28 protein-coding genes, 1 tRNA gene and 1 riboswitch are annotated in these 24,491 nt (G+C 70.8%); of the genes, 19 read left to right on the forward strand and 10 right to left on the reverse strand.

Annotation, left to right across the window (positions count from 1 at the left end; all coding sequences use genetic code 11):
- Positions 1 to 120 precede the first annotated feature (120 nt).
- Positions 121 to 510: a hypothetical protein gene (locus K7396_RS22990; RefSeq protein WP_167392822.1), complete on the forward strand. Its 390-nt coding sequence runs from the start codon at positions 121 to 123 to the stop codon at positions 508 to 510.
- Between the two features lie 17 nt (positions 511 to 527).
- Here the strand turns inward: K7396_RS22990 and K7396_RS22995 are convergent, their stop codons facing one another.
- Together K7396_RS22995 and K7396_RS23000 are read right to left on the reverse strand one after the other, a co-directional pair.
- The gene (locus tag K7396_RS22995) at positions 528 to 1,124 is read right to left on the reverse strand and encodes an isochorismatase family protein (RefSeq protein ID WP_086720638.1); all 597 of its coding nucleotides are present in this window, start codon (positions 1,122 to 1,124) and stop codon (positions 528 to 530) included.
- 215 nt (positions 1,125 to 1,339) lie between these two features.
- The gene (locus tag K7396_RS23000) at positions 1,340 to 2,668 is read right to left on the reverse strand and encodes a nicotinate phosphoribosyltransferase (RefSeq protein WP_086720637.1); all 1,329 of its coding nucleotides are present in this window, start codon (positions 2,666 to 2,668) and stop codon (positions 1,340 to 1,342) included.
- Positions 2,669 to 2,820: 152 nt separating this feature from the next.
- On the opposite strand from K7396_RS23000, the gene clpS reads away from it, so the two are divergent.
- The 8 genes from clpS to K7396_RS23040 all read left to right on the forward strand — a co-directional run bounded on the left by clpS (position 2,821) and on the right by K7396_RS23040 (position 8,939).
- A complete protein-coding gene (clpS, locus tag K7396_RS23005) occupies positions 2,821 to 3,174 on the forward strand; it encodes an ATP-dependent Clp protease adapter ClpS (RefSeq protein ID WP_086720636.1) in 354 nt (117 codons plus the stop codon).
- Positions 3,171 to 3,764, forward strand: a complete 594-nt coding sequence (locus K7396_RS23010; RefSeq protein WP_086720635.1) for a DUF2017 domain-containing protein — start codon at positions 3,171 to 3,173, stop codon at positions 3,762 to 3,764. Before clpS ends, K7396_RS23010 begins: the two co-directional genes overlap by 4 nt.
- A gap of 321 nt (positions 3,765 to 4,085) precedes the next feature.
- Complete coding sequence (locus K7396_RS23015) at positions 4,086 to 5,549, forward strand: amino acid permease (RefSeq protein WP_086720634.1); 1,464 nt, start codon at positions 4,086 to 4,088, stop codon at positions 5,547 to 5,549.
- Between the two features lie 107 nt (positions 5,550 to 5,656).
- Positions 5,657 to 6,082: a Mov34/MPN/PAD-1 family protein gene (locus K7396_RS23020; protein WP_086720633.1), complete on the forward strand. Its 426-nt coding sequence runs from the start codon at positions 5,657 to 5,659 to the stop codon at positions 6,080 to 6,082.
- Positions 6,083 to 6,166: 84 nt separating this feature from the next.
- Complete coding sequence (locus K7396_RS23025) at positions 6,167 to 6,346, forward strand: putative leader peptide (protein ID WP_086720632.1); 180 nt, start codon at positions 6,167 to 6,169, stop codon at positions 6,344 to 6,346.
- A gap of 139 nt (positions 6,347 to 6,485) precedes the next feature.
- Positions 6,486 to 6,818 carry a MoaD/ThiS family protein gene (locus K7396_RS23030; protein WP_086720631.1) on the forward strand — a complete coding sequence of 111 codons (333 nt, stop codon included), beginning with the start codon at positions 6,486 to 6,488 and terminating at the stop codon, positions 6,816 to 6,818.
- Between the two features lies 1 nt (position 6,819).
- A complete protein-coding gene (locus K7396_RS23035) occupies positions 6,820 to 7,770 on the forward strand; it encodes a PLP-dependent cysteine synthase family protein (RefSeq protein WP_086720630.1) in 951 nt (316 codons plus the stop codon).
- Between the two features lie 416 nt (positions 7,771 to 8,186).
- Complete coding sequence (locus K7396_RS23040; protein WP_086720629.1) at positions 8,187 to 8,939, forward strand: MBL fold metallo-hydrolase; 753 nt, start codon at positions 8,187 to 8,189, stop codon at positions 8,937 to 8,939.
- Positions 8,940 to 9,042: 103 nt separating this feature from the next.
- Here the strand turns inward: K7396_RS23040 and K7396_RS23045 are convergent, their stop codons facing one another.
- Both K7396_RS23045 and K7396_RS23050 read right to left on the reverse strand, forming a co-directional pair.
- Positions 9,043 to 10,296, reverse strand: a complete 1,254-nt coding sequence (locus tag K7396_RS23045; protein WP_152104460.1) for a PTS transporter subunit EIIC — start codon at positions 10,294 to 10,296, stop codon at positions 9,043 to 9,045.
- 227 nt (positions 10,297 to 10,523) lie between these two features.
- Positions 10,524 to 11,837, reverse strand: a complete 1,314-nt coding sequence (locus tag K7396_RS23050; protein WP_152104459.1) for a PTS transporter subunit EIIC — start codon at positions 11,835 to 11,837, stop codon at positions 10,524 to 10,526.
- A gap of 215 nt (positions 11,838 to 12,052) precedes the next feature.
- Between K7396_RS23050 and K7396_RS23055 the strand changes: the two genes are divergently transcribed.
- The 5 genes from K7396_RS23055 (at position 12,053) to rdgB (ending at position 14,709) form a co-directional block, all read left to right on the forward strand.
- Positions 12,053 to 12,292: a glucose PTS transporter subunit EIIB gene (locus K7396_RS23055; protein WP_208683897.1), complete on the forward strand. Its 240-nt coding sequence runs from the start codon at positions 12,053 to 12,055 to the stop codon at positions 12,290 to 12,292.
- 100 nt (positions 12,293 to 12,392) lie between these two features.
- Positions 12,393 to 13,124 (forward strand): ribonuclease PH, encoded by a 732-nt coding sequence (gene rph, locus K7396_RS23060; RefSeq protein ID WP_086721023.1) that lies wholly within the window; start codon positions 12,393 to 12,395, stop codon positions 13,122 to 13,124.
- A 131-nt stretch (positions 13,125 to 13,255) separates the two neighbouring features.
- Positions 13,256 to 13,399 (forward strand): SCO1431 family membrane protein, encoded by a 144-nt coding sequence (locus tag K7396_RS23065; protein WP_107421253.1) that lies wholly within the window; start codon positions 13,256 to 13,258, stop codon positions 13,397 to 13,399.
- Between the two features lie 263 nt (positions 13,400 to 13,662).
- Positions 13,663 to 14,064 (forward strand): hypothetical protein, encoded by a 402-nt coding sequence (locus tag K7396_RS23070; RefSeq protein WP_086721022.1) that lies wholly within the window; start codon positions 13,663 to 13,665, stop codon positions 14,062 to 14,064.
- Positions 14,065 to 14,073: 9 nt separating this feature from the next.
- A complete protein-coding gene (gene rdgB, locus K7396_RS23075) occupies positions 14,074 to 14,709 on the forward strand; it encodes an RdgB/HAM1 family non-canonical purine NTP pyrophosphatase (protein ID WP_086721021.1) in 636 nt (211 codons plus the stop codon).
- A gap of 71 nt (positions 14,710 to 14,780) precedes the next feature.
- Here the strand turns inward: rdgB and K7396_RS23080 are convergent.
- From K7396_RS23080 to K7396_RS23095, 4 genes are all read right to left on the reverse strand, one after another.
- A tRNA-Leu gene (locus K7396_RS23080) sits at positions 14,781 to 14,864 on the reverse strand.
- 42 nt (positions 14,865 to 14,906) lie between these two features.
- Positions 14,907 to 15,566 (reverse strand): HNH endonuclease signature motif containing protein, encoded by a 660-nt coding sequence (locus K7396_RS23085; RefSeq protein ID WP_086721020.1) that lies wholly within the window; start codon positions 15,564 to 15,566, stop codon positions 14,907 to 14,909.
- A complete protein-coding gene (locus tag K7396_RS23090; RefSeq protein WP_086721019.1) occupies positions 15,563 to 16,225 on the reverse strand; it encodes an HNH endonuclease signature motif containing protein in 663 nt (220 codons plus the stop codon). The genes K7396_RS23085 and K7396_RS23090 overlap by 4 nt, the downstream gene beginning before the upstream one ends.
- Before the next feature lie 167 nt (positions 16,226 to 16,392).
- Positions 16,393 to 17,931: an MFS transporter gene (locus tag K7396_RS23095; protein WP_152104458.1), complete on the reverse strand. Its 1,539-nt coding sequence runs from the start codon at positions 17,929 to 17,931 to the stop codon at positions 16,393 to 16,395.
- A 345-nt stretch (positions 17,932 to 18,276) separates the two neighbouring features.
- Here K7396_RS23095 and K7396_RS23100 point away from each other — a divergent pair, with 345 nt between their 5' ends.
- Together K7396_RS23100 and K7396_RS23105 are read left to right on the forward strand one after the other, a co-directional pair.
- Positions 18,277 to 18,783 (forward strand): hypothetical protein, encoded by a 507-nt coding sequence (locus tag K7396_RS23100; RefSeq protein ID WP_086719492.1) that lies wholly within the window; start codon positions 18,277 to 18,279, stop codon positions 18,781 to 18,783.
- Positions 18,783 to 20,063: a sensor histidine kinase gene (locus K7396_RS23105; protein WP_086719491.1), complete on the forward strand. Its 1,281-nt coding sequence runs from the start codon at positions 18,783 to 18,785 to the stop codon at positions 20,061 to 20,063. The genes K7396_RS23100 and K7396_RS23105 overlap by 1 nt, the downstream gene beginning before the upstream one ends.
- Here the strand turns inward: K7396_RS23105 and bcp are convergent.
- Positions 20,044 to 20,511, reverse strand: coding sequence for a thioredoxin-dependent thiol peroxidase (gene bcp, locus K7396_RS23110; protein WP_086719490.1), 468 nt, complete (start codon positions 20,509 to 20,511; stop codon positions 20,044 to 20,046). The two genes, K7396_RS23105 and bcp, sit on opposite strands and share 20 nt — an antisense overlap.
- 226 nt (positions 20,512 to 20,737) lie before the next feature.
- Between bcp and K7396_RS23115 the strand changes: the two genes are divergently transcribed.
- From K7396_RS23115 to K7396_RS23125, 3 genes are all read left to right on the forward strand, one after another.
- Complete coding sequence (locus K7396_RS23115) at positions 20,738 to 21,055, forward strand: DUF3618 domain-containing protein (protein ID WP_086719489.1); 318 nt, start codon at positions 20,738 to 20,740, stop codon at positions 21,053 to 21,055.
- Between the two features lie 153 nt (positions 21,056 to 21,208).
- Entirely contained in the window at positions 21,209 to 21,511 is a 303-nt protein-coding gene (locus tag K7396_RS23120; protein ID WP_048828920.1) for a GroES family chaperonin, read from the forward strand.
- 154 nt (positions 21,512 to 21,665) lie between these two features.
- A riboswitch (guanidine-III (ykkC-III) riboswitch) is annotated at positions 21,666 to 21,726 on the forward strand.
- Between the two features lie 30 nt (positions 21,727 to 21,756).
- A complete protein-coding gene (locus tag K7396_RS23125) occupies positions 21,757 to 22,077 on the forward strand; it encodes a DMT family transporter (protein WP_152104457.1) in 321 nt (106 codons plus the stop codon).
- Positions 22,078 to 22,170: 93 nt separating this feature from the next.
- Here the strand turns inward: K7396_RS23125 and K7396_RS23130 are convergent, their stop codons facing one another.
- On the reverse strand, positions 22,171 to 24,375 hold the full coding sequence (locus tag K7396_RS23130) for a transglycosylase domain-containing protein (RefSeq protein ID WP_152104456.1): 2,205 nt from the start codon (positions 24,373 to 24,375) through the stop codon (positions 22,171 to 22,173).
- Positions 24,376 to 24,491: the final 116 nt, after the last annotated feature.

A 24,491-nucleotide genomic window follows, 5' to 3' on the forward strand; every position in this document is an offset into this window, starting at 1 on the left:
GTAAAATCGCAGGTCAGAGGCTATTCGGCCGTCGCCCCCTAGCGGGCGGCGGCCGATTAGCGTTTAGATGCGTTCTACAGTTCCTTGTTGACGCGAAGTCTCACGGGGGGAGATATGAGAATGTCCGGCGGCGGTTTCACCAGGCTTCCCGGCGGAAGCGTGGTGGTCGCCCTCTCGCTGCCCAGACCGCCCCACGGGGCGCGGGGCGGCCTGTACGACTGCGGTTGCCGGGTGCGGGTCCTGGTCCACGCCGTGAACCGCCAGCGCGCCCTGACCAGGCTGCGCAACCTCGGGCTGCGGGCCGTCTACCTGCGCGGCAACACCGAGCCGCCCACGCCCGACGAGATCACGGCCGTACTGCACCACCCCGACGGCCTGGTCTGGCGCCAGACCCCGGAGGACGACACCGAGTCCTGGCACCCGATACGCGCGCTGCTGCGCGATCCGGCGTTCCCGGTCGGCGGGCAGGGCCCGGACGGGGACGACGAGCGCCCCGCGTCGGCCGCCTGACGGCCCCCGCGGGCGGCTCAGGCGCCGAGCACCACCGGCTTGCCGGTCAGCTCGGCGCCGGCCGCCCGCAGCTCCTCCAGCGCCCGCTCGGTGGTGTGCGCGGCCACCCCGGCGGTCAGGTCCAGCAGGACACGGGTGCGCAGCCCGGCGCGGACCGCGTCCAGGGCGGTGGCGCGCACGCAGTGGTCGGTGGCGATGCCGACCACGTCGACCTCGCCGACGTGGTGGGCGCGCAGCCAGTCGGCGAGCGGGACGCCGTTCTCGTCCGTGCCCTCGAAGCCGCTGTAGGCGCCGGTGTGGGAGCCCTTGTCGAAGACCGCGTCGATGGCGCCGGAGGCGAGCGCCGGGGCGAAATTGGGGTGGAAGCCGCTGCCCTCCGTGCCGGCCACGCAGTGCACCGGCCAGGAGTGCTCGTAGTCCGGGGTGGCGGAGAAGTGGTCGCCGGGGTCGATGTGGTGGTCGCGGGTGGCGACGACGTGGCGGTAGCAGCCGCCGGCCGCCTGGCCGATCAGATCGGTGATGGCCGCCGCGACATCCGCGCCTCCCGCCACCGCGAGGCTGCCGCCCTCGCAGAAGTCGTTCTGCACGTCGACGACGATCAAAGCCCGGTGCATGGTGCGTGCCTTCCGGCTGGGAATCGGGGGAGGGGCGCGGAGAGCGGTGATGTGACCGAGGGTAGCCACTGGCGGGGGATTGCGGGAGTGGTCCGGAGCCCCGCGGCACGGCGGATGCCGGGCCCGGCGCACCCCGGCCGGGGTCCGGCGCCGCCGCCCGCGCCCGGCGGCCCGGCGGCCCGCCGTCCGGCCGGGCGCCGGGCCGGGGCGCCGGGTCAGACGTACTCGGTCGCCAGGACGGGCTCGCCGCGGGAGAGCTGGGTCGCCGACAGCGGCAGCCGGGCGCGGGCGGCGATGTGCCGGGCGCGGGCGGCGTCCAGCGGCTCGCGGGCCACCACCTCGCCGGCGCTCACCAGCGGCACCGACAGCTGCTGGTCGGCCAGCTCCGCCGGGACCGGGCCGGTGCCGATGACCTCGGCCACGGCCACCCCGTCCTCGTCGAGCCGGCGCGCGGCCCACTTGCGGCCGCCGAGCGAGGTCTTGGCGCCCATCGACTTCTTCGCCACCGGCCGCAGCGGCGTCCCGGGCTCCTCGCTGTCGGCGCGGGCGACGAGCTTGTAGACCATCGAGCAGGTCGGGTGCCCGCTGCCGGTCACCAGCTGGGTGCCGACGCCGTACGCGTCCACCGGCGCGGCGGCCAGCGAGGCGATGGCGTACTCGTCCAGATCGCTGGTGACCACGATCCTGGTCTTGGTGGCGCCCAGCTCGTCCAGCTGCTGGCGCACCCGGTGGGCGATCAGCAGCAGGTCGCCGGAGTCGATCCGGACGGCGCCCAGGCCGGGCCCGGCCACCTCCACGGCGGTGCGCACCGCCTCGGTGACGTCGAAGGTGTCCACGAGCAGGGTGGTGCCGCTGCCGAGGCTGTCGACCTGCGCGGTGAAGGCGTCCCGCTCGGTGTCGTGGAGCAGGGTGAAGGCGTGGGCGCTGGTTCCGACGGTGGGGATGTGGTAGCGGAAGCCGGCCGCCAGGTCGGACGTGGTGTGGAAGCCGCCGACGTAGGCGGCGCGGGACGCGGCCACCGCGGAGAGCTCGTGGGTGCGCCGGGCGCCCATCTCCATCAGCGGGCGGTCGCCGGCCGCCACCGACATCCGGGAGGCGGCCGCCGCCACCGCGGAGTCGTGGTTGAGGATCGAGAGGATCACCGTCTCCAGGAGGACCGCCTCGGCGAAGGTGCCCTCGACCCGCATGATCGGGGAGCCGGGGAAGTAGACCTCGCCCTCCGGGTAGCCCCAGATGTCGCCGCGGAAGCGGAAGTCCGCCAGCCACCGCAGCGTCGGCTCGTCGAGGATGGCGCGCTCGCGCAGGAAGCCGAGGATCGTCTCGTCGAAGCGGAAGTTCTCCACCGCGTCCAGCACCCGGCCGGTGCCGGCCACCACGCCGTAGCGGCGGCCCTCGGGGAGCCGGCGGGTGAAGACCTCGAAGACCGAGCGCCGTTCCGCGGTGCCGGACCGCAACGCGGCCTGCAGCATGGTGAGTTCGTACTGGTCGGTGAAGAGCGCAGTCGACGGCACGGCCACCGGCAGCCCCAGGTCTGCTGTGTTCATGGGGACGATGCTACCCCCATTACTCGTCACTTTGACGATAGTGCTCCGGGGGCGACAAAAGACCGCCCGCGGGCCCCGTGGGCGGCTCGCCGACGCGGCCCGCGCGAGGGGCATTTGTGCGTCGCACGCCCCCGGGTGGCAGCATGGGGCCTGTGAGCGCCCACCCGTCACCCACGATCACGCTCCGGCCGCATCGCTGCACCCTCAGTGTCCCGGTCGAGACCGAGCGCCCCGAGTCGAGCGAGGCCCCCTTCGAGGCCCTCGAACCCGACGTCCCGTGGGTCACGATCGTCCACAACGACCCGGTCAACCTCATGAGCTACGTCTCGTACGTGTTCCAGTCGTACTTCGGCTACTCCAAGGACAAGGCGCACCAGTTGATGCTCGACGTCCATCACAAGGGACGCGCGGTGGTCTCCAGCGGTAGCCGCGAGGAGATGGAACGCGACGTGCAGGCCATGCACGGCTACGGCCTGTGGGCGACCCTCCAGCAGGACCGCCGATGACCGGGCACTTCGAGCCGCAGCCCGGCGGCGGCGCCGCCGTCCCCCTCGACGAGGTCGAGATCTCCATCCTGCGCAGCCTCGCCGTCCAGCTGATGGAGCTGATCGGTCCGGGCGAGGAGACCGGCGGGCGCGAGGGTGACGACCTGCTGGCGTCGGTCTTCAACGACGGTCCCAGCGAGCCGCCCGCCGACCCGGTGCTGGCCCGCCTCTTCCCCGACGCCTACGGCGGGCCCGACCTCGTCCCGGACGACGACGTGCGCGCCGCCGCCGCGGAATTCCGCCGCTACACCGAGAACGACCTGCGGGCCCGCAAGCGCGAGGACGCCCTCGCGCTGATCCGCGCGCTGGACACCCTGGCGCCCGCCGGCGACAGCGCGACGCTCCGCCTCGACGCCCGTGAGTGCCGGCAGTGGCTGGGAGCTCTCAACGACCTCAGGCTGGCCATCGGAACGCGGCTTGAAGTGACCGATGAAGAGGACGGCGGCGAGCTGCTGAGGCTCCCGGACAGCGATCCGCGCAAGCCGATGGTGATGGCGTATCTGTGGCTCGGGGGTCTCCAGGAGACTCTCGTCGAGTCCCTGATGGGCTGAAATCCGGGCGTAGTACCCCCGATGTTTCCGGGGTGTTCGCTCAGCGGAGGCTCAAATCCGGATAACGATCGCATCACCGCCGCCATGTGAATTGCGGCACTTCGAGGGCCTTGTCCTCTTTTTCTCGTGGTTTGATTTGCGCCATCCCTAGGCGATCTCAGAGACGCCGTGATACATGTTCACGACCTGCCGTGAGCGACGCCACCCCTGTCGCCGCGGGAGCGCTGTGCCGGCCGACCGTCGGCGTGCAGGAACTCCATCCGGGGGGATCGGGACCCGATCCGGACAGACCGGGTCGGAATGGAGAAAGGCGCACCACACATGACCTCTGTGCAGGTCGACAAGCAACACGACGGCAGTGAGGCAGCTGAGAAGGCCCCCGAAGAGGGCTATCAGCGGGGTCTGGGAAACCGTCAGATCCAGATGATCGCCATTGGTGGCGCCATCGGTACCGGTCTCTTTCTCGGAGCCGGCAAGGCGATCTCGATGGCCGGGCCGAGCATCATCCTCGCCTACGCCATCGTCGGTCTCGTCATCTTCTTCATCATGCGGGCCCTGGGCGAGCTGCTCATGTACCGGCCCGTCTCGGGATCTTTCTCGGAGTACGGCCGCGAATTCCTCGGCCCCTTCATCGGCTTCGTGACCGGCTGGACGTACTGGCTGTTCTGGGTCGTCACCGGCATCACCGAAGTGACCGCCGCGGCCACGTATGTGCAGTACTGGAACAAGGGCATACCCCAATGGGCGGCGGCGCTGGTCTTCACCGTCGCGCTCTTCGGTATCAACCTGATCTCCGTGAAGATCTTCGGTGAGCTGGAATTCTGGTTCTCGATGGTCAAGGTCACCGCGATCATCGGCATGATCCTGATCGGCCTCGGCGTGATCACGCTCGGCTTCTCCGACGCCGGCGACACCGCCTCCTTCGCCAACCTGTGGTCCCACGGCGGCTTCTTCCCCAAGGGCATCGGCGGCACGCTGATGACGCTGCAGATCGTGATGTTCGCCTTCCTCGCCGTCGAACTCGTCGGCGTCACCGCGGGCGAGGCGACCAACCCGAAGAAGGTCCTGCCCAAGGCGATCAACACCGTGCCGTGGCGGATCGGCCTCTTCTACATCGGTGCGCTGATCATCATCCTGTCCGTCGTCAGCTGGACGGTCTTCAAGCCGGGCGTCAGCCCCTTCGTCGCCGCCTTCCAGCAGATCGGCCTGCCCGCCGGCGCCGGCATCGTCAACTTCGTCGTGCTGACCGCCGCGCTCTCCTCGGCCAACTCCGGCATGTACTCCACCGGCCGGATGCTGCGCGACCTCGCGCTCAACGGTCAGGGCCCGAAGTTCTTCACCAGGCTCAGCAAGAACGGCCTGCCCACCTGGGGCACCGGCGTCTCGGTCGCGATGATGCTCTTCGGCGTCTACATCAACTACCAGTGGCCCGGCGAGGCGTTCAACTACGTCGTCTCCTTCGCCACCATCTCCGGTATGTGGGCGTGGATCGTCATCCTGGCCTCGCAGCTGCGCTACCGCGCCAAGGCGAACCGCGGCGAGCTGCCGCAGTCCGAGTTCAAGGCTCCCGGCAGCCCCTACACCTCGGTCTTCGCGCTGGCGTTCATCGCCATGGTGATCGTGATGATGGGCGTCGACCCCGACGCGCGGATCTCGCTCTACGCGGCTCCCGTGTGGGCGCTCATCCTGGGCGTCGGCTACCTCTGCATCAAGCGGCGGGACGCGGCGAACGGCCTGACGGCCGGTACGGCGCAGGACGCTCCCGCCAAGAGCACCGAGGGCTGACCGGCACCTCTCGGGCGGAACCGGGGCGAAACCCCCGTCCGTCCAGCATGCGGGCCCGTACGTACCACGCTTCGGTACGTACGGGCCCGCTGTCTATTCTTGGCGCCATGCTGACCCTCACCAAGGCGCTCTTCGACCAGATCGTCGAGCACGCCCGCCAGGACCACCCCGACGAGGCCTGCGGCGTGATCGCGGGCCCGGCGGGCAGTGGCCGCCCCGAGCGGTTCATCCCGATGCTGAACGCCGCCCGGTCGCCCACGTTCTACGAATTCGACTCCGCCGACCTGCTCAGGCTCTACCGCGAGATGGACGACCGGGACGAGGAACCCGTGATCATCTACCACTCGCACACCGCCACCGAGGCCTACCCCTCGCGCACCGACCTCTCCTACGCCAACGAGCCGGGCGCCCACTATGTCCTGGTATCGACCGCCGACGCCGATGACGCCGGGCCCTTCCAGTTCCGCTCCTACCGGATCGTCGACGGCGAGGTCACCGAGGAAGAGGTCGAGGTCGTGGCGGCCTACTCCTGAGTCCGTCCCACCTGGTGTACGCCAATCGTCCGCATCATGGGACACGGTTCCAATACCCGGACCGGGAATCGATACGATGACCGCATGGTTGACCACGTCGTGAGCGAGAAGCAGAAGGAGCCGGGCAAGCTGCTGCTCGCTCCGCTCGCCACGCGTCGCTCCGCATCGGCACTGCTCGGCGCGTTCGGCTGCGGAGCCGCCCGGCTGCACGTCGATCTGTGCCGCCTGTCCAGCGCCATCTGTCCGCGCTGCGCCGCCGCCTGACCCGGCCCGTACGGGCGCGCGGCACGCGCCCCGCACCGCCCGCACCTCCCGGCGTCACCCGACGCCCTCCCGGCACGCCGTAGCGCCGTGCACCCGGGACGCACCGCCCCCGCCACCGCACTCCGACAGGAGCACTCTCATGGCCATCGAGGTCCGAATCCCCACCATCCTGCGCACCTACACCGACGGCCAGAAGGCCGTCGAGGGCAGCGGAGACACCCTCGCCGACCTCTTCACCGACCTGGAGAGCCGGCACGCCGGCATCCGCGAGCGCCTTGTCGACGGCGAGCAGCTGCGCCGCTTCGTGAACGTCTACCTCAACGACGAGGACGTCCGCTTCCTGGAAGGCATCTCCACCAAGCTCGCCGACGGCGACAGCGTGACGATCCTCCCGGCGGTGGCGGGTGGATCTGCCGCGGCGAAGCCGCGTCCGGCCGGGGTGGCGGTCGGGCGACGGGCTGGGCTGGTCTGACGTGCGGTACGACTCCCCGCTGGCGGCGGTCGGGAACACCCCTCTCGTCCGCCTCCCGCGCCTGTCCCCCTCCGAGGACGTCCGCATCTGGGCGAAGCTGGAGGACCGCAACCCCACGGGCTCGGTCAAGGACCGCCCCGCGCTGCACATGATCGAACAGGCCGAGAAGGACGGCCGGCTCACCCCCGGCTGCACCATCCTGGAGCCGACCAGCGGAAACACCGGCATCTCGCTCGCCATGGCGGCCAAGCTCAAGGGCTACCGCATCGTGTGCGTCATGCCGGAGAACACCTCCTCCGAGCGGCGCGAGCTGCTCGCCATGTGGGGCGCCGAGATCATCTCCTCGCCCGCCGCGGGCGGCTCCAACACCGCCGTCCGGGTGGCCAAGGAGCTGTCCGCCGAGCACCCCGACTGGGTGATGCTCTACCAGTACGGCAACCCCGACAACGCCGGTGCGCACTACGCCACCACCGGCCCCGAGATCCTCGCCGACCTGCCCTCCGTGACCCACTTCGTGGCCGGTCTGGGCACCACCGGCACGCTCATGGGCGTCGGGCGCTACCTGCGCGAGAAGGTGCCCGGCGTGCAGATCGTCGCCGCCGAGCCGCGCTACGACGACGTCGTCTACGGCCTGCGCAACCTCGACGAGGGCTTCATCCCCGAGCTCTACGACGAGTCCGTGCTCACCACGCGGTTCTCGGTGGGCTCACACGACGCGGTGCGCCGCACCCGTGAACTCCTCGCCGAGGAGGGCATCTTCGCGGGCATCTCCACCGGCGCGGCGCTGCACGCCGCGATCGGCGTCGGCCAGAAGGCCGTCAAGGCGGGCCGCGGCGCCGACATCGTCTTCGTCGTCGCCGACGGAGGCTGGAAGTACCTCTCCACCGGCGTGTACACCGCCGAGACCACGGAAGCGGCGATCGAAACGCTGCACGGCCAGCTCTGGGCGTAGGACTCCGCCCGGCGGCGGGGCGTCGTTCATCCGGGGGTGCACCGGCGGGGGCCGGGGCACCCCCGCGGCGTCTTCTCCGCGCCGCCGGCCGGCCCCCGCGGCGAGGGGCCGGGGCACAGCCGGCGACGCATCCGGCGGTACCGCCACCGCGAGCGCTCACGGGCGTACGGGCGCACGGGCGTACGGGGCGACAGCCCAGACTGGTGATTCCGCCCACAGCTCGCCCCGCCGGAGGAGTCACAGCCCCCTTTGCGCCTTACGCTCGGGGGCACCGCACCGACCGCCAAGGACCCGGCACCACCCGGCAAGGCCCCGCCGGGAAGCCCCGCATGGAGCCTTCCCCGCGCTCTCCACTGCGTCCGAGCAGGGGGGAGGCCCCCGTCCGCCGCCCCCGCCCACGGAGGTTCACGCCCGCTATGAAGCTCACCGTCGTCGGATGCTCGGGGTCGTTCCCTTCGATGGAATCGGCCTGTTCGAGCTACCTCCTGGAGGCCGACGGCTTCAGGCTGCTCCTCGACATGGGCAACGGCGCCCTGGGCGAGCTGCAGCGCCACATCGGCCTCTACGACCTGGACGCCGTACTCCTGTCGCACCTGCACGCCGACCACTGCATCGACCTGTGCGGCTACTTCGTGGTGCGCTACTACCGCCCGGACGGCGGACGGTGCGCCCCGATGCCGGTCCACGGGCCGGCCGGCACCGAGCGCAGGCTGACCGTCGCGCACGCCGACCTGCCCTACGACGGTGCCATGAGCGAGGTCTTCGACTTCCGCACCCTGACGCCGGGCACCTTCACCATCGGGCCGTTCACGATCCGCACCGAGCGGGTCAGCCACCCCGTGGAGTCCTTCGCCTTCCGCATCGAACACGGCGGCAGGTCCCTGACGTACTCCGGCGACACCGGTCCCTGCGACGCGCTGGAGCGCCTCGCCGCGGGCAGCGACTTCTTCCTGTGCGAGGCGTCCTTCACCTACGGCAAGGAAGACATCCCCGACCTGCACCTCAACGGCCGGGAGGCCGGCGAGGTCGCCACGAAGGCCGGCGTGGGGCGGCTGGTGCTGACCCACATCCCGCCGTGGACCGACCCGGCCATCAGCGTCCGCGACGCCCAGAAGGTCTACGACGGACCGGTCGAGGTCGCCGAGGCGGGCGCGGTCTACGAGGTCTGAGCCGGGGCGCGCGGCGCGCGGCGACCGCACGCGGCGGACGACGGCGAAGGGCCCCGGAACCGAGTGGTTCCGGGGCCCTCGTGCCGCGCGGGGCCTGCGGGGCTCACGCCTTCGTCAGGTCCTCGACCTCCTCCTCGGGCTCCCGGCCCGGGGTGGTGAGGTTGAACTTGGTGATCGCGAAGCGGAACAGCAGGTAGTAGACGGCGGCGAAGACCAGGCCGATCGGAATGATCATCCAGGGCTTGGTGGCCAGGTTCCAGTTCAGCGCGTAGTCGATGAAGCCGGCGGAGAAGGTGAACCCGTCGTGCACGCCGAGCGCCCAGGTCAGGGCCATGGAGACGGCGGTCAGCACGGCGTGGATGCCGTAGAGCACCGGGGCGATGAACATGAACGAGAACTCGATCGGCTCGGTGATGCCGCAGACGAACGAGGTCAGCGCGAGCGAGATCATCATGCCCAGGACGGCCTTGCGGCGCTCGGGGCGGGCGCAGTGCGCGATGGCGAGGGCGGCGGCCGGCAGGCCGAACATCATGATCGGGAAGAAGCCGGACATGAACTGCCCGGCGGTGGGGTCGCCGGCGAAGAAGCGGCCGATGTCGCCGTGCGCGACCTTGCCGGCGGCGTCGGTGAAGTCACCGAGCTGGAACCACGAGACGGTGTTGACGAACTGGTGCATGCCGATCGGCAGCAGCGCGCGGTTGATCAGACCGAACAGGCCGGCCCCGCCCGCGCCCAGGCCCGTCATCCACTCGCCGAAGCTGGAGATGGCGCTGCCGATGGGCTCCCAGATCAGCAGGAAGAGCACGCCGACGGCGGTGCCCACGAACGCCATGATGATCGGGACGAGCCGGCGGCCGTTGAAGAAGCCCAGCCAGTCCACCAGCTTCTTGCGGTGGTAGCGCTGCCACAGGACCGCGGCGAGCAGGCCCATGATGATGCCGCCGAGGACGCCGGGGTTGTTGAGGACCGGCTCGACCCACTTGCCCTTCTCGATATGGCCTTCCGTGACCGGGAACGCCTTGAGGACATTGCTGTAGACCAGGAAGCCGACCAGCGCGGCGAGCGCCGTGGAGCCATCGGCCTTCTTCGCGAAGCCGATGGCCACGCCTATGCAGAACAGCATCGGGAGGTTGTCGAAGACCGCGCCGCCGGCCGCCGCGAAGACCTTGCTGACGGCGATCCAGCCGAGGCCCTTCTCGCCGAAGACGTCCGGCTGGCCGAGGCGGTTGAGGATGCCCGCGGCGGGCAGGACGGCGATCGGCAGCTGGAGGCTGCGGCCGATCTTCTGCAGGCCCTGGAACAGGCCGGATCCCCGCTTCTTCGCGGGAGCCGCCTTGGTGGCGGTGGCCGTACTCATCGGATTCCTCCTGGTGAGGCGGGCACTCGAAGGGGGGACGGCCCGCACTTGGTCTACACCTTGGTCTACACCACTAGTGGTTTAGACCATTCTTAGCACGTAGACCCGACATAAAGGAATCCATTCTTCCAAGTGGTGTGGACCACACGACAACCGGCCCCCGGGGAGGAGATCCCGGGGGCCGGCGGAGGGGGTGCGGGGGCGGCGCGGGGGGCCTTGCCGCCCCGCTACTTCACGTTCTCCCGCTCCATCGCGTCGCCCACCTCGTCCGGCTCGCGGCCGGGCGTCGGCAGGCGGAACTTCGTGATCACGAAACGGAAGAGGGTGTAGTAGACCACCGCGAAGCACAGCCCGATGGGGATGATCAGCCAGGGCTTGGTGGCCAGGCCCCAGTTGATGACGTAGTCGATCAGGCCCGCCGAGAAGCTGAAGCTGTCGTGCACCCCCAGCGCCCAGCTCACCCCCATCGACACCCCCGTCAGCACGGCATGGATCACGTACAGCGCGGGCGCCACGAACAGGAACGAGTACTCGATCGGCTCGGTCACCCCCGTCACGAACGACGTCAGGCCGACCGACAGCATCATCCCCGCGATCTCCTTGCGGCGATGCGGCTTGGCGCAGTGGGCGATCGCCAGCGCCGCGGCCGGCAGCGCGAACATCATGATCGGGAAGAACCCGGTGGTGAACTGCCCCGCATGCGGGTCGCCCGCCAGGAACCGGTTGATGTCACCGTGCACGACCGTGCCGTCCGGCTTGGTGAAGCTGCCGAACTGGAACCAGACGAACGTGTTCAGGAACTGGTGCAGGCCGATCACCAGCAGCGCGCGGTTGGCGACGCCGAAGATCCCCGCGCCCCACGCCCCCAGCCCCGACAACCACTCGCTGAAGCTCGTCAGCGCGTCACCGACCGGCTGCCAGACGAACAGGCACAGCACCGCGAACACCAGGCCCACGAAGGCCATGATGATCGGCACCAGCCGGCGGCCGTTGAAGAAGCCCAGCCAGTCCACCAGCTTCACCCGGTGGAAGCGCTGCCAGAGCCAGGCGGACAGGAACCCCATGACGATCCCGCCGAACACCCCCGGGTTCTGGAAGGACGCCTGGGTCACCGTCAGCGTCCTGTCCACGCACACCCCGCTCCACAGGCCCGCCTGGGTGTACGACTGGCCCGCCGCGCAGCCCGCCGGGAACGCGTGCATGACCGAGAAGTAGACGAGGAAGCCGGTCACCGCGGCCAGCGCCGTCGACCCGTCCGCCTTCTTGGCCATCCCGATCGCCACACCGATGCAGAACAGCAGCGGCAGCCCGAGCCCCGAATCCAGCAGCGCACCGCCCGCGGCCGCGAAGACCTTGCCGACGGCGTCCCACCCCAGCCCGTCCGCGCCGAACACATCCGGCTGGCCGAGGCGGTTGAGAATCCCCGCAGCGGGCAGGACGGCAATCGGCAGCTGCAGACTGCGCCCCATCTTCTGCAGAGTCTGGAAGAGATGTGCCCCCCAGTTCCGCCACGGTGCCGCCGGCGCTGCGTCCGAACTCATCCGTGTCCTCCCGGCAGTCGGCCCGTCGGCAACCGGCCTCGCGCTTGCCGCATACTGGTGGTGTAGACCACTCGTGGTGCACGTCGTCCCGGTGTGCACTCCGGTGATCGCCATCCTTCGTCAGACGGCGGACAAACGCCCACGTAGTTGGGCTGAACGTGCGTTACGGTGTGAAAACCGCACGGCGGAACCGCCGGCGGCCGAGACAAGCAGGAGTGGACATGGCCAGCAAGGCTGAGAAGATCGTCGCCGGGCTCGGCGGACTCGACAACATCGAGGAGGTCGAGGGCTGCATCACCCGCCTCCGCACCGAGGTCGTCGACTCCTCCCTCGTCGACGAGGCCGCCCTCAAGGCCGCCGGCGCCCACGGCGTCGTCAAGATGGGCACCGCGATCCAGGTCGTCATCGGCACCGACGCGGACCCCATCGCCGCCGAGATCGAAGACATGATGTGAGCTGACGAGCCGGCCGCCAGGCCGCCGCTCCCGAAGGCCCCGCCCCGGACGTCCACCGCCCCGGAGTGGGGCCCTCGCCGTTCCCGATAGGGTCTGTGCCATGTCTCGCATCGACGGCCGCACCCCCGAACAACTCCGCCCGGTCACCATCGAACGCGGCTGGAGCAAGCACGCCGAAGGCTCCGTCCTCATCTCCTTCGGCGACACCAAAGTCTTCTGCACCGCCTCCGTCACCGAAGGCGTCCCGCGCTGGCGCAAGGGCACCGGCGAGGGCTGGGTCACCGCCGAGTACTCGATGCTGCCCCGCTCCACCAACACCCGCGGCGACCGCGAATCCGTCCGCGGCAAGATCGGCGGCCGCACCCACGAGATCAGCCGCCTCATCGGCCGCTCCCTGCGCGCCGTCATCGACTACAAGGCCCTCGGCGAGAACACCATCGTCCTGGACTGCGACGTCCTCCAGGCCGACGGCGGCACCCGCACCGCCGCCATCACCGGCGCCTATGTCGCCCTCGCCGACGCCGTCGCATGGGCCCAGGGCAAGAAGCTCATCAAGCACGGCCGCAAGCCGCTGACCGGCACCGTCTCCGCCGTCAGCGTCGGCATCGTCGGCGGCACCCCCCTCCTCGACCTCTGCTACGAGGAGGACGTCCGCGCCGAGACCGACATGAACGTCGTCTGCACCGGCGACGGCCGCTTCGTCGAGGTCCAGGGCACCGCCGAGGCCGAGCCCTTCGCCCGCGAGGAACTCAACGCCCTCCTCGACCTCGCCGTCGCCGGCTGCGCCGACCTCACCGAGGCCCAGCGCGCGGCACTGGCCCGCACCCTCTGAGACACCCGCCGCCGCACGTCCGCGCCACAGGGGGAGGAGCCCGAAACCTCCCCCTGTGACCTCCTGTGACCCTTTTCTCAATAGGGCCCGCGCCCCTGGAAAAGCCCCCGCGGGCGGCGCATGGTGGCCCCATGCCCACAACTGCCGTGACCGCGCCCCGCGTCCGCGCCCGCACCGGCGGGCCCCAGGACGACTCCCGGCTCCTGGAACACCTCCTCGGCTGGACCCTCGTCGTCGTCCTCGCCATGCTGCTCACCCAGACCGGCCTGATCTGAGCGGCGGGGGCGGGCACCGTTTCGTGTGGCCGCGGGGGCGGACTCTCCTTCGCGTGACCGGCGGGGGCGGGCTCTGCCTCGCCTGGCCGGGGCGGCGGGCTCTGCTCCGTCTGACAGGCGGGAGCGGTTCCGCTTCCGGGCCCCGAGCCTCGCCGTCCCCGGATGTCCGATCCTCGACCCCGCACCGGCGGCCGGGCAACCAAACCACCCGGGCCCGCGTTTCTTCCTTTGCCCGAGCATGACCCGAAGGAAGGAACCGCACCATGGCCCCGCGCCCGCACCGCCGCCCCGCCGTCACCGCGCTCGCCGCGTTAACCGCCGCCACCCTGGCGATACCGCTGCTCTCCGCCTGCGGAGCGGTCAACAAGGCCATGGACTGCGCCCACGCCGCCACCTCCGCCGTCAACGCCGTCGACAAGCTCCAGCAGGCCGCGGACAACGCCCTCACCGACCCGCAGAAGACCGAACAGGCCCTCGACAACATCGACAGCAACCTGAAGAAGCTCAGCAAGGACGCGGACGACCCCGCCCTGGCCAAGGCCGTCGACAAGACCAACGACGGCATCAAGGCCGCCCGTCAGGCCCTCGACCACAACAAGGCCCCCGACATCCAGCCCATCGTCGACGGGACCAGCGAGATGACCAAGATCTGCACACCGGGATAATCACGTCCCATGCAGCCTCACACCGGTGGACGCCCCGAAAGCCCCCGTCGCCTCATCCTCGCCACCCGCAACGCCGGCAAGGTCACCGAACTCCGGGCCATCCTGGAAGCCGCCGACCTCGACGTCGACCTCGTCGGCGCCGACGCCTACCCCGACGTCCCCGACGTCAGGGAAACCGGCGTGACCTTCGCCGAGAACGCCCTCCTCAAGGCCCACGCCCTCGCCCGAGCCACCGGCCACCCGGCCGTCGCCGACGACTCCGGCCTCTGCGTCGACGTCCTCGGCGGCGCGCCCGGCATCTTCTCCGCCCGCTGGGCCGGCCGGCACGGCGACGATCAGGCCAACCTCGACCTGCTCCTCGCCCAGCTCTCCGACATCGCCGACGAACACCGCGCCGCCCACTTCGCCTGCGCCGCGGCCCTCGCCCTCCCCGACGGCACCGAGCGCGTCGTCGAGGGCCGCCTCGAAGGCACCCTCCGCCACACCCCCGCCGGCACCGGCGGCTTCGGCTACGACCCCGTCCTCCAGCCCCTCGGCGACACCCGCACCTGCGCCGAACTGACCCCCGCCGAGAAGAACGCCATCAGCCACCGCGGCCACGCCTTCCGGGCGCTGGCACCGGTGGTGCGGGAGTTGTTGGGCTGAGGCGGCCCGGATACGAATGGCGAAGGCCCGGCCCCGCGCTTCGGCGGGGCCGGGCCTTCGAATCCAAGGTGTGCGGCCGGAGGGATTCGAACCCTCACGGGTGTTACCCCACTGGCACCTAAAGCCAGCATGACTGCCAATTCCATCACGGCCGCTTGCCACGGCCATAGTACTTGTTGGCCGGCGCAGCGGGAGGGCTACCGCCGGCGCCGACCGCCCCGGCACCAAGTGTCGGTGACGGCATGACAGTTGGGGCAGAGAAAGCGCAGATTCTCCTGACGGTCGTCATGCCAGTCGCCGTTGATGTGGTCGATCTCCAGAGTCATGGGGTTCCCACGCCACTCGGGGCCCGTGCCGCATTCGGTGCAGCGCTCGGGCACGCCGATCTGCCGCAGGGCGCGTCTCAGCATCACGCTTCTTGTCCGACGCTCACCACCGTGCTTGACGAGTATCTGCTCTGGTCCCTTGACCGGCGTGGTCCCCGGTTTCCCGCGCATATGTGCCTGTCCCAGGAAGTGGCTCGTGTCGATGCCGTGGGCGGATGCCCACCGACGGAACAGCGCGCGACCGCGAGAGGTGTTGGGCCTCGCCAGAAACCGCAGGGCAGCGGCGATGGAAGAAGAGGCGCTGACGGCTTCTTGGAGGTCGCCTCTGCCGGGGGGAGCATGAGTGGCGCGCCGCGCGACGGGCTGGAAGTGCGACACGTCGATTCCGAAGTGCTCGAAGCGCCTGAACAGATGCCGCCGCAGTTGGTGATAGGAGTGGCTGCCGCAGAACGCGATGACTTCGTCGATGTTCGTGCAACGCCGTGCGGCTTCGGTCAACAGCTCCCGGGTGTAGCGGATGCTGCCGCTCATCGCGGTGCTCCTGAGTCGGGCGTGCGGACGCCCTTGTTGCGCCCCCGGTAGGTGTCCGTGGCCGAGTGGCAATTGGGGCACAGAAACCGCAGATTCTTCCGGCAGTTGTTACGCCAGTTTCCGTCGATGTGATCGACCTCCAGCGGCAGTGGGCGATCGCGCCAGACCGGCCCGGTGCGGCAGAGGGCGCAACGCTCGTCCGTCCCGAGCGCGAGCATGGCGGCTTTGAGCCGGTTGCTCGGCGTTCGTCGACCGGCGTTTTCCGCGTGTACGAGCAGTTCCTCGGGGCTGCACCGCCGACGGGCCCTGGTTTTCCTCCGGCCGACCGGAGAAAAGTGCGACGTGTCGATCCCCAGGTTCCGGATGCGCCGGCTGATGTGGGTGTGCTGGCCGCCTACGGGGTCGAGACCGAGTCGCCGTAAGACCTCGCACATGTTCGTCGACAGTGCCACCGCCTCCTCGAGGCGCTCCTTGGTCCAGCGTGTCCCTTCGCGCTCGAAGTGCGAGGTGTCCACGCCCAATGACCTCATCCGGTCGTGGAGGTACCGCCGCGACGCCCCTTTCGGATGCACCCCGAGTTTCCGTAACGCCTCCGACAGCGTGCGCGACGAGGCGGCCGCTTCCTCCAACCGCTCCCGGGTGTACGGACTGACCGGCATGGCTCCCCCTCGTCCCGTGCGCCGGGCCCACCCCCGCGCACCCCCTCGAACACATCAACGATCGAACGTGGAGCCGGTTACGGCCGTAAGGGCGAGCGGGAGCGGAAAAGGCCGCGGGCCTCGGGGAGGGGGAGTCCCGAGGCCCGCGGAGGGGGTGTGGTGGGGGGTCAGAAGCGGGGGTCGGGGGTTTGGGACTCGATGAGTTCGACGGCTTCTTCCTTGGTGGCGACGGAGGGCGGGGAGCCCTCCAGGGGCTGCTGGGCGGTTTCCTTCATGCAGGCCACGGCGATGACGCCGACGAGGGCGGCGCCCATCGTGTAGTAGGCGGGGACCATGACGTTCTGGTGGAAGCCGTCCATGAGGGCGGTGATGACCAGGGGGGTGGTGCCGCCGAAGAGGGAGACGGCCAGGTTGTAGCCGATGGAGAGGGAGCCGTAGCGGACGTTGGTGGGGAAGAGGGCGGGGAGGGCGGCGGACATGGTGCCCAGCAGGCAGACCAGGGAGAGGCCGAGGAGGGCCATGCCGGCGATGACCGCGCCCAGGCTGCCCTGGTTGACCAGGAGGAAGGCCGGGATGGCGGTGACGAAGAAGCCGAGCATGCCGGCCATCAGGAGCGGCTTGCGGCCGTAGCGGTCGTTCAGCTTGCCGACGGTGCTGAGGACGCACATCAGGGCGATCATGGTGCCCAGGAGGATCAGCAGGCCGTGGGTCTCCTCGTAGTGGAGGGTGTCCGTCAGGTAGGTCGGCATGTACGACAGCAGCATGTAGTCGGCGATGTTGTAGGCGCCGACCAGGGCGATGCAGAGGATGAGGGTGGGCCACTGCTGGGCGAAGATCTCGCCGATCTTCTTCTTCGGGGCGTTCTCGGAGAGGTGGGAGAACTCGGCCTCGGCCTCGACGACGGAGCCGGTGGCGCTGTGCGTCTGGGCGGCCTCGAACTTCTGGAAGGCGGGGGTCTCGTCGAGCTTGACCCGCAGGTAGAGGCCCACCAGGCCGAGCGGGCCGGCGATCAGGAACGGCAGGCGCCAGCCCCAGCTGTTCATCGCGGCGTCGCCGACGGTGGTGTTGAGCAGCAGCACGATGCCGGCGGCGCCGGTGTAGCCGATGAGGGTGCCCATCTCCAGGAAGCTGCCGTAGAAACCGCGCTTCTTGTCGGGGGCGTACTCGGCGATGAAGGTGGAGGCGCCGCCGTACTCGCCGCCGGTGGAGAAGCCCTGGACCAGGCGGAAGAGGATGAGCAGGGCCGGGGACCAGAAGCCGATGGCGGCGTAGGAGGGGATCAGGCCGATGCAGAAGGTGCCCAGCGCCATCATGATCATGGTGAGGGCGAGGACCTTCTTGCGGCCGATCCGGTCGCCGAGGGGGCCGAAGTAGGCGCCGCCGAGGGGGCGTACGAGGAAGGCCACGGCGAAGGTCGCGAAGGACGACAGCAGGCTGGTGGTGTCGCTGCCGCCGGGGAAGAAGACCTTGCCGATGGTGACCGCGAGGTAACTGTAGATCCCGAAGTCGAACCATTCCATGGCGTTGCCGAGTGCCGCGGCCTTGACGGCCCGCTTGACGACGCGTTCGTCGGTCACGGTGATGTCGGTGCGCCGCAGTTTGGGGTTCTTGCGCCGGGCGACGGCACGGAAGAGCACCCGGTGGCGCTTGAGCGCTTCCCGGTCCTGGTCGGGAGTGGGTTCTGCTTCGGTGCTGCCGGTCGGCACGAGGCGGTCCTCTCGGTCTGAACAGCGCATGGTGCGCGATGGGGAGATACGACTGGTGCGCCTGCGCAGTGGAGCGAGGATCCAAACCACTCTGGGGCGAGGAATCGGGATACGTCACATGCGGCTGGGCCGTCCGGCCCACCGGGGCGGGTTTCGGCGGGGTCGGGGCGGGGCCGGCGCCAGGGGTGTGACGGGGCTTGTTACAGGACTGGTACACAGCCGAGCGTTCACCGCAGCGTTCGGGCAATCACCCTGTGTCGGGGGTCCGGGAGAGTGGGGCCCCGGGCGCGGCATTCATGGGTGCTGGGCGGGGGTACGGGGCGTGGTCCCCGGAAGGAGATCGTGATGACCGACCGCGAAAGGTCCCGCTGGGTCCGGGGGCGTACCGCGCTGGCGGCCTTTGTCGTGGTGACGGCGCTGGCGGCGGGCGGGGTGTGGTTCGGCCAGGCGTCGGACCGTGCCTCGGCGGTGGACGCCGCGCCGAAGACGTCGGCGGTGCAGGACGTGAAGGAGGACGCCAAGGAGCCGGGAGGGCTGCCGGGCGTCCGGGACTGCGGGATCGGCAAGCGGGCGGTCAAGCCGCATGTGATCAGATTGACCTGCGCGGATGCGGGGATGGTGGCGACCGCGATCCAGTGGAAGGAATACGGGCCGCGCGAGGCGTACGGGGCGGGTGTGGTGCAGGTGGAGAAGACCGCCGCGGGGGCGGGCGGGGACGCGGGTTTCCCGGCGACCTTCCGGCTCTACGGGCCGAAGCCGGTGGACGGCACGCTGCTGTTCACCGGTCTCGAGGTGAGGTACGAGGGGTCGACGCCGCTCGGTGACACGACGGAGATGTACAACCTCGCGTGATGGGCATTCGAGGCCGGATCGCCCTGGCCATTTCCTGTATGACGGCGCTGGCCGTGGTGGTGCTGGGCTTCGCGGTGCACCACATAGCGGATGCGGAGCGCGAGCGGTCGGCTCGGGCGTATCAGGACGACCGGCTGAGTTCGGCGCTGCAGATCTACGAGCGGGACGGCACGCTCGCGCTGGGCGCGCAGTTGGACGACGCGACGCTGCCGTCGCCGTTGCGCGACGCGGTGTTCAAGAACCGGTCGGGGACGTATGTCAGCGGTGGTGAGGACCCGCGGGTGTGGGCGGCGACGGGGGTCGGCAACGACGCGGACAGCGCCCCGACGCGGTCGTTGTCGGTGTCGGCGCCGTATCCGGACGACGATCCGGCGGGGCGGGCGCTGAGCCGGGCGCTGCTGGTCGCGGGGTGCGGCACGGTCGTGCTGATGGCGGTGGTGTCGTGGTTCGTGGCGCAGCGGCTGTCGCGGCGGCTGCGGCTGAGTGCGGCGGCGGCGCGGCGGATCGCGGCGGGGGAGGCGCCGGACGCGGACGCGCTGGCGAGCAACGGCCGCGACGAGGTGGCCGAGTTGGGCCGCAGTGTGCACCACATGGCGATGTCGCTGGCGGCCCAGGCGCAGGCGGAGCGGGAGTTCACCGCGGATGTGGCGCACGAGCTGCGGACGCCGGTGGCCGGGCTGGTGGCGGCCGCGGAGCTGCTGCCGCAGCCGCGGGCGGTGGAGCTGGTGCGCGACCGGGCGCAGGCGATGCGGCGGCTGGTGGAGGACCTGTTGGAGGTCTCGCGGCTGGACGCGGGGGTGGAGCGGGCGGATCTGGACGCCTGTGAGCTGCCGTCGCTGGTGCGCGGGATCGTGAAGCGGGCGGCGCGCCAGCGCGGGGTGGACGAGGTGTCGGTGACCGTGGAGGGGGAGCCGCGGATCGTGGAGACGGACCGGCGGCGGGTGGAGCGGGTGCTGGTGAACCTGCTGGCGAACGCGGCCAAGCACGGCCGGCCGCCGATCGAGGTGGTGGTCGCGGGCTCGCGGATCGTGGTGCGCGATCACGGTCCGGGCTATCCGGCGGAGCTGTGCGCGGAGGGGCCGCGGCGGTTCCGTACGGCGGCACCGGAGCGGGGGACCGGGCACGGCCTGGGGCTGACGATCGCGGCCGGCCAGGCGGATGTGCTGGGCGCCCGGCTGGACTTCGGCACCGCCGCGGAGGGCGGCGCCGAAGCCGTGCTGGAGTTGCCGGACCATACGACGGCGGTTCCGGAGACCTCGGCTACAGCCCCAGGTCCTTGATGATCTTGGCGACGTGGCCGGTGGCCTTGACGTTGTAGAGGGCGCGTTCGACCTTGCCCTCCTCGTCGACGATGACGGTGGAGCGGATGACGCCGGTGACGGTCTTGCCGTAGAGCTTCTTCTCGCCGAAGGCGCCGTACGCCTCCAGGACCGTCTTGTCGGGGTCGCCGAGGAGGGTGACCTTGAGTTCTTCCTTCTCGCGGAACGTGGCGAGCTTCTCCGGCTTGTCGGGGGAGATGCCGATGACGTCGTAGCCGTGTCCGGCGAGGAAGTCGAGGTTGTCGGTGAAGTCGCACGCCTGCTTGGTGCAGCCGGGGGTCAGGGCGGCCGGGTAGAAGTAGACGATGACCTTGCGGCCCTGGTGGTCGGCGAGCGAGACCTGCTTGCCGTCCGCGTCGGGCAGGGTGAAGGCGGGGGCGGTGTCGCCGGGCTGCAGTCGCTCGCTCATGGCTCTCCTTGGTGTGGGTCCGTACGCCCCCGACATTAGCCAGCCGGCGCGGGGAACGGTGCCGGGGGCGCCTCGGCGGGCGAAACGGGGGTGCTGTGGGGCGCAGGGGGGCGTGAGCTGACAGACTGTCCATCACGAATCGGCAGTCAGCCAGGTGGGCCGGTTCCGTACGGGGCCTCGTGCCCGGCCCTCGTACGCATCGGCGCGAGACGACGGAGGCAGCGCGGTGGCGGAAGCCAGGACCCCGGCGCAGATCGAGGCGGACATCATCCGCAGGCGGCAGGAGCTCGCCGTCACGCTCGACGAGATCGGTGTGCGGCTGCACCCGAAAACGATCATGGATGACGCCAAGGCCAGGGCGGCGGCGGCCGTGGACCGTACGGCGGGGCGGGCGTATGTGGCCGCCAACCGCGCGGTCTCGGACGTGCGGGCCCAGCTGGTGTCGGAGGACGGGGCGCCGCGGCTGGAGCGGATCGTTCCGGTGGCGCTGGTCGGCGTGGCCGTGGTCGGTCTGCTGACGCTGCGCTCCCGGCGCCGCCGCTGAGTCCGGTCCGCCGGATGGCGCACCGGCCCCGGCGGACCGCCGGGGGCCGGGCCCGGGGCGGCCCGCGGTGCCTCCGGGGCGCCGCCGGGCAGGTACGGTCATGCCGTGAGCCCGAATAACGCCAAGGACACCCACGACAAGCTGCCGATCCGGATGCTGCACGACCGCGTGCTGGTCCGGACGGACATCCCCGAGGGCGAGCGTCGCTCGTCGGGGGGCATCGTCATTCCCGCGACCGCGGCGGTCGGCCGCCGCCTGGCCTGGGCCGAGGTGGTGGCGGTCGGGCAGAACGTGCGGACCGTCGAGGTGGGGGACCGGGTGCTGTACGACCCGGAGGACCGGGCCGAGGTCGAGGTGCGCGGGGTGGCGTACGTGCTGATGCGCGAGCGTGATCTGCACGCGGTGGCCGCGGAGCGCCTGGAGGGCGCGGAGGACGCGACCGGGCTGTACCTGTAGGCGCCTGTAGGTACCGGTAGATATCGGTAGGTATCGGTAGTTCTGAAGGCCGCGGGGCCGCGCCATGGTGGTGCGGGCCCGCGGCTCCCTTCTGCGGGCGGGCCCCGGGGTCCGTCGGGCGGTGACCGGGGTCACCGCCCGTTTCGCCGCCCTTTGCTAGCCTCGGGACCACCCGACGAGACGCGCCGTACCGGGTCAGGACAAGACGACGCACCCCTGTTGAAGCTCTTTCACGGAGGTGCCCCATGGCATGGATCCTGCTCCTGGTCGCCGGGCTGCTGGAGGTCGGCTGGTCGGTCGGGATGACGTACACCGACGGCTTCACCCGGCTGTGGCCCAGCGTGTTCACCGGCGCGGGCATCGTCGCCAGCATGCTGCTGCTCTCGTACGCGGCCCGGACCCTGCCGATCGGCACCGCCTACGGCGTGTGGGTCGGCATCGGGGCGGCCGGCGCGGCGGTGCTCGGCATGACGGTGCTGGGCGAGCCGGCCACCGCGGCCCGGATCTTCTTCATCTGCCTGCTGCTGGTGGCGGTGGTCGGCCTCAAGGCGACGTCGGGGCACTGAGGGGCACTGACAGGGCGCGGCGAGGGCGGGGCGCGGTGCGGGCGGGCCGCCCCGGCCCGCCCGCCGTGCGGCCGGGGCGGCTTCCCCGGCCGGCTAGCCCCCGCCGCCCCACCGCCACCGCAGCCGCTGTTCCAGGTCGTCGCTCTGCGGCTCGAACGTCGGGACGTCGTTGGTGGGCTCGGCGGTCGGCGTGGGCTCGGCCGGGGAGGTGGGGGCGGTCGGTCCGCCGGTCGGGCGGGTCGGGCCGCCGGGGGTCGGCGTGGGGGCGCCGGGGGAGTCGCTCGGGCCGGCGGACGGGGAGCCGGACTCGTCGGGCGAGGCCGAGTCGCTGCCGGACGGCGAGGGCGAGGCGGACTCGGCGCCCTCCTCCAGGCGCAGGCTGAAGTCGCGGACCGGGCGGCCCTTCAGCGCGGCCGCGGTGTAGTCGGCCCAGATCTGGGCGGGGTAGTCGCCGCCGTTGACGCGCGCCAGGCCCCCGGCTCCGTACAGGGGCTCCTGCGCGGCGCTCTCGGGGTTCTGGCCGAGTACCGCGACGACGGTGGCGAGGTCGGGGGTGTAGCCGGCGAACCAGGCGGCCTTGTCGTCCTCGGCGGTGCCGGTCTTGCCGGCCGCGGGCCGACCGGCGCCCTGGGCGGCGGTGCCGGTGCCGCCGTCGACGACGCTGCGCAGGATCGAGGTGGTGGTGTCGGCGGCGGTCCGCGGGACGGCGGTGGTCTCCTCGCGTTCGGGCAGCTCGACGGCCTCCTCGTTCCTGGTGACCTTGTCGACCAGGGAGTACGGGCGGTGGGTGCCGTGGTGGGCGAGGGTGGCGTAGACCTGGGTCATGTCCAGGACGCTGGGGGTGGCGGTGCCCAGCGAGATCGCGCCCTGGGAGGAGGCGAGGCTGGGGGTGTCGGCGGGGATGCCCAGGTCGACGGCGGTGGCCTTGACCTTGGCGGGGCCGACGTCGATGCCCATCTGGGCGTACACGGCGTTGACGGACTTGTCGGTGGCCTCGCTGACGGTGATCGGGCCGTAGGAGCGGTCGTCCTCGTTGGCGGGCGCGAAGCCGGTGCGGGTGCCGTGGTTGACCGTCATCCGCTTGTTGGTGCCGTCGTAGACGGTGTTGGGGGTGATCCGCTCGCCGTTCTGGGTGGTGGCGTCGTTCTGCACGGCGGAGGCGAAGACGATCGGCTTGAAGGTGGAGCCGACCTGGTAGTCCCGGCGGGTGGCGCTGTTGACGAACTGTCTGGCGTAGTCGATGCCGCCGTAGAGGGCGACGACCCGGCCGCTGGCGGGGTCGATGGAGGCGCCGCCGGCCCGGACGCAGCGGTCCACCTTCCGGGAGTCGTCGAGGCGGTCCATCAGGCGGGTGTTGACCGCTTTGACGAGGGCGTTCTGGCGCTTCTTGCCGATGGTGGTGGTGATGCGGTAGCCGCCGGCCCGCAGGGTGTCCTCGTCGAGGATCCGGTGGTCGACGAGGTAGTCCTTGACCGCCTCGACGAGGTAGCCGCGCTGGCCGGACAGGCCCGCCGAGGGCTTGGCGGGCCGGGGCATGGGGAACTCCAGCGCGGCCCGGTCGGCCTGGCTGAGCCACTTCTGCTTGACCATGCCGTCCAGGACGTAGTTCCAGCGCGCCAGCACCCGTGCGCGGTTCGCGGGGCGGGCGGTGATGTCGTAGGCGCTGGGGGCGTTGAGGAGGGTGGCGAGGTAGGCGCCCTGGGCGGTGGTCAGCTGCTCGGCGTTGCGGCCGTAGTAGGACTGGGCGGCGGCCTGGATGCCGTAGGCGTTGCGGCCGTAGTAGCTGGAGTTGAGGTAGCCCTCCAGGATGTTGTCCTTGCTCACCTCGCGGTCCAGCTTGATGGCGATGAAGAACTCCTTGGCCTTGCGGGTGACGGTCTGTTCCTGGCCGAGGTAGTAGTTCTTCACGTACTGCTGGGTGATGGTGGAGCCGGACTGCTTGCCCTTGCCGGTCACGGTGTTCCAGGCGGCGCGGAGCATCGCGGCGGGGTCGACCGCGGACTCGGCGTAGAAGTCGCGGTCCTCGGCGGCGAGCACCGCCTGCTGGACGGATTTCGGGACGTGGCCGAGGGTGACGTTCTGCCGGTTGACCTCGCCGTCGCGGGCCAGCTCCGAGCCGTCGGAGTAGAGGTAGACGGTGCTCTGGGCCTTGGCGGCGCTGTTGGCCGGCGGGATCCCGACGAGCAGATAGCCGGTGACCAGCCCGCCGATGATGAGCAGCAGGAAGAGCAGCACGGTGCCCAGCACCGTGCGCCAGGTGGGGAGGACACGGCGCCAGCCTGTGCGTTGTCCGCTCATATGGGTCAGGACTCCTGGGCCGCCGCCGGAGGTTGTACCGCGACGGTCGTGTCGTGTCGGGGGATTCGCGCGGTGCGCCGCAAGAGCAACTGCCGCCCGCCCGGAAACTCTCGCAT

This window comes from Streptomyces angustmyceticus (assembly GCF_019933235.1).
Classification (GTDB): Bacteria; Actinomycetota; Actinomycetes; order Streptomycetales; family Streptomycetaceae; genus Streptomyces; species Streptomyces angustmyceticus.

What these genes read in the sequence shown, in the direction of transcription:
- K7396_RS22990 (WP_167392822.1), top strand. Translation starts at nt 121, where the DNA reads ATGTCCGGCGGCGGTTTCACCAGGCTTCCCGGCGGAAGCGTGGTGGTC.
- K7396_RS23100 (WP_086719492.1), top strand. Translation starts at nt 18,277, where the DNA reads ATGACCGACCGCGAAAGGTCCCGCTGGGTCCGGGGGCGTACCGCGCTG.
- bcp (WP_086719490.1), bottom strand. Translation starts at nt 20,511, where the DNA reads ATGAGCGAGCGACTGCAGCCCGGCGACACCGCCCCCGCCTTCACCCTG.
- K7396_RS23010 (WP_086720635.1), top strand. Translation starts at nt 3,171, where the DNA reads ATGACCGGGCACTTCGAGCCGCAGCCCGGCGGCGGCGCCGCCGTCCCC.
- K7396_RS22995 (WP_086720638.1), bottom strand. Translation starts at nt 1,124, where the DNA reads ATGCACCGGGCTTTGATCGTCGTCGACGTGCAGAACGACTTCTGCGAG.
- K7396_RS23020 (WP_086720633.1), top strand. Translation starts at nt 5,657, where the DNA reads ATGCTGACCCTCACCAAGGCGCTCTTCGACCAGATCGTCGAGCACGCC.
- K7396_RS23050 (WP_152104459.1), bottom strand. Translation starts at nt 11,837, where the DNA reads ATGAGTTCGGACGCAGCGCCGGCGGCACCGTGGCGGAACTGGGGGGCA.
- K7396_RS23045 (WP_152104460.1), bottom strand. Translation starts at nt 10,296, where the DNA reads ATGAGTACGGCCACCGCCACCAAGGCGGCTCCCGCGAAGAAGCGGGGA.
- K7396_RS23105 (WP_086719491.1), top strand. Translation starts at nt 18,783, where the DNA reads ATGGGCATTCGAGGCCGGATCGCCCTGGCCATTTCCTGTATGACGGCG.
- rph (WP_086721023.1), top strand. Translation starts at nt 12,393, where the DNA reads ATGTCTCGCATCGACGGCCGCACCCCCGAACAACTCCGCCCGGTCACC.
- K7396_RS23120 (WP_048828920.1), top strand. Translation starts at nt 21,209, where the DNA reads ATGCTGCACGACCGCGTGCTGGTCCGGACGGACATCCCCGAGGGCGAG.
- K7396_RS23030 (WP_086720631.1), top strand. Translation starts at nt 6,486, where the DNA reads ATGGCCATCGAGGTCCGAATCCCCACCATCCTGCGCACCTACACCGAC.
- K7396_RS23015 (WP_086720634.1), top strand. Translation starts at nt 4,086, where the DNA reads ATGACCTCTGTGCAGGTCGACAAGCAACACGACGGCAGTGAGGCAGCT.
- K7396_RS23125 (WP_152104457.1), top strand. Translation starts at nt 21,757, where the DNA reads ATGGCATGGATCCTGCTCCTGGTCGCCGGGCTGCTGGAGGTCGGCTGG.
- K7396_RS23025 (WP_086720632.1), top strand. Translation starts at nt 6,167, where the DNA reads ATGGTTGACCACGTCGTGAGCGAGAAGCAGAAGGAGCCGGGCAAGCTG.
- rdgB (WP_086721021.1), top strand. Translation starts at nt 14,074, where the DNA reads ATGCAGCCTCACACCGGTGGACGCCCCGAAAGCCCCCGTCGCCTCATC.
- K7396_RS23090 (WP_086721019.1), bottom strand. Translation starts at nt 16,225, where the DNA reads ATGCCGGTCAGTCCGTACACCCGGGAGCGGTTGGAGGAAGCGGCCGCC.
- K7396_RS23000 (WP_086720637.1), bottom strand. Translation starts at nt 2,668, where the DNA reads ATGAACACAGCAGACCTGGGGCTGCCGGTGGCCGTGCCGTCGACTGCG.
- K7396_RS23070 (WP_086721022.1), top strand. Translation starts at nt 13,663, where the DNA reads ATGGCCCCGCGCCCGCACCGCCGCCCCGCCGTCACCGCGCTCGCCGCG.
- K7396_RS23040 (WP_086720629.1), top strand. Translation starts at nt 8,187, where the DNA reads ATGAAGCTCACCGTCGTCGGATGCTCGGGGTCGTTCCCTTCGATGGAA.
- K7396_RS23085 (WP_086721020.1), bottom strand. Translation starts at nt 15,566, where the DNA reads ATGAGCGGCAGCATCCGCTACACCCGGGAGCTGTTGACCGAAGCCGCA.
- K7396_RS23130 (WP_152104456.1), bottom strand. Translation starts at nt 24,375, where the DNA reads ATGAGCGGACAACGCACAGGCTGGCGCCGTGTCCTCCCCACCTGGCGC.
- K7396_RS23065 (WP_107421253.1), top strand. Translation starts at nt 13,256, where the DNA reads ATGCCCACAACTGCCGTGACCGCGCCCCGCGTCCGCGCCCGCACCGGC.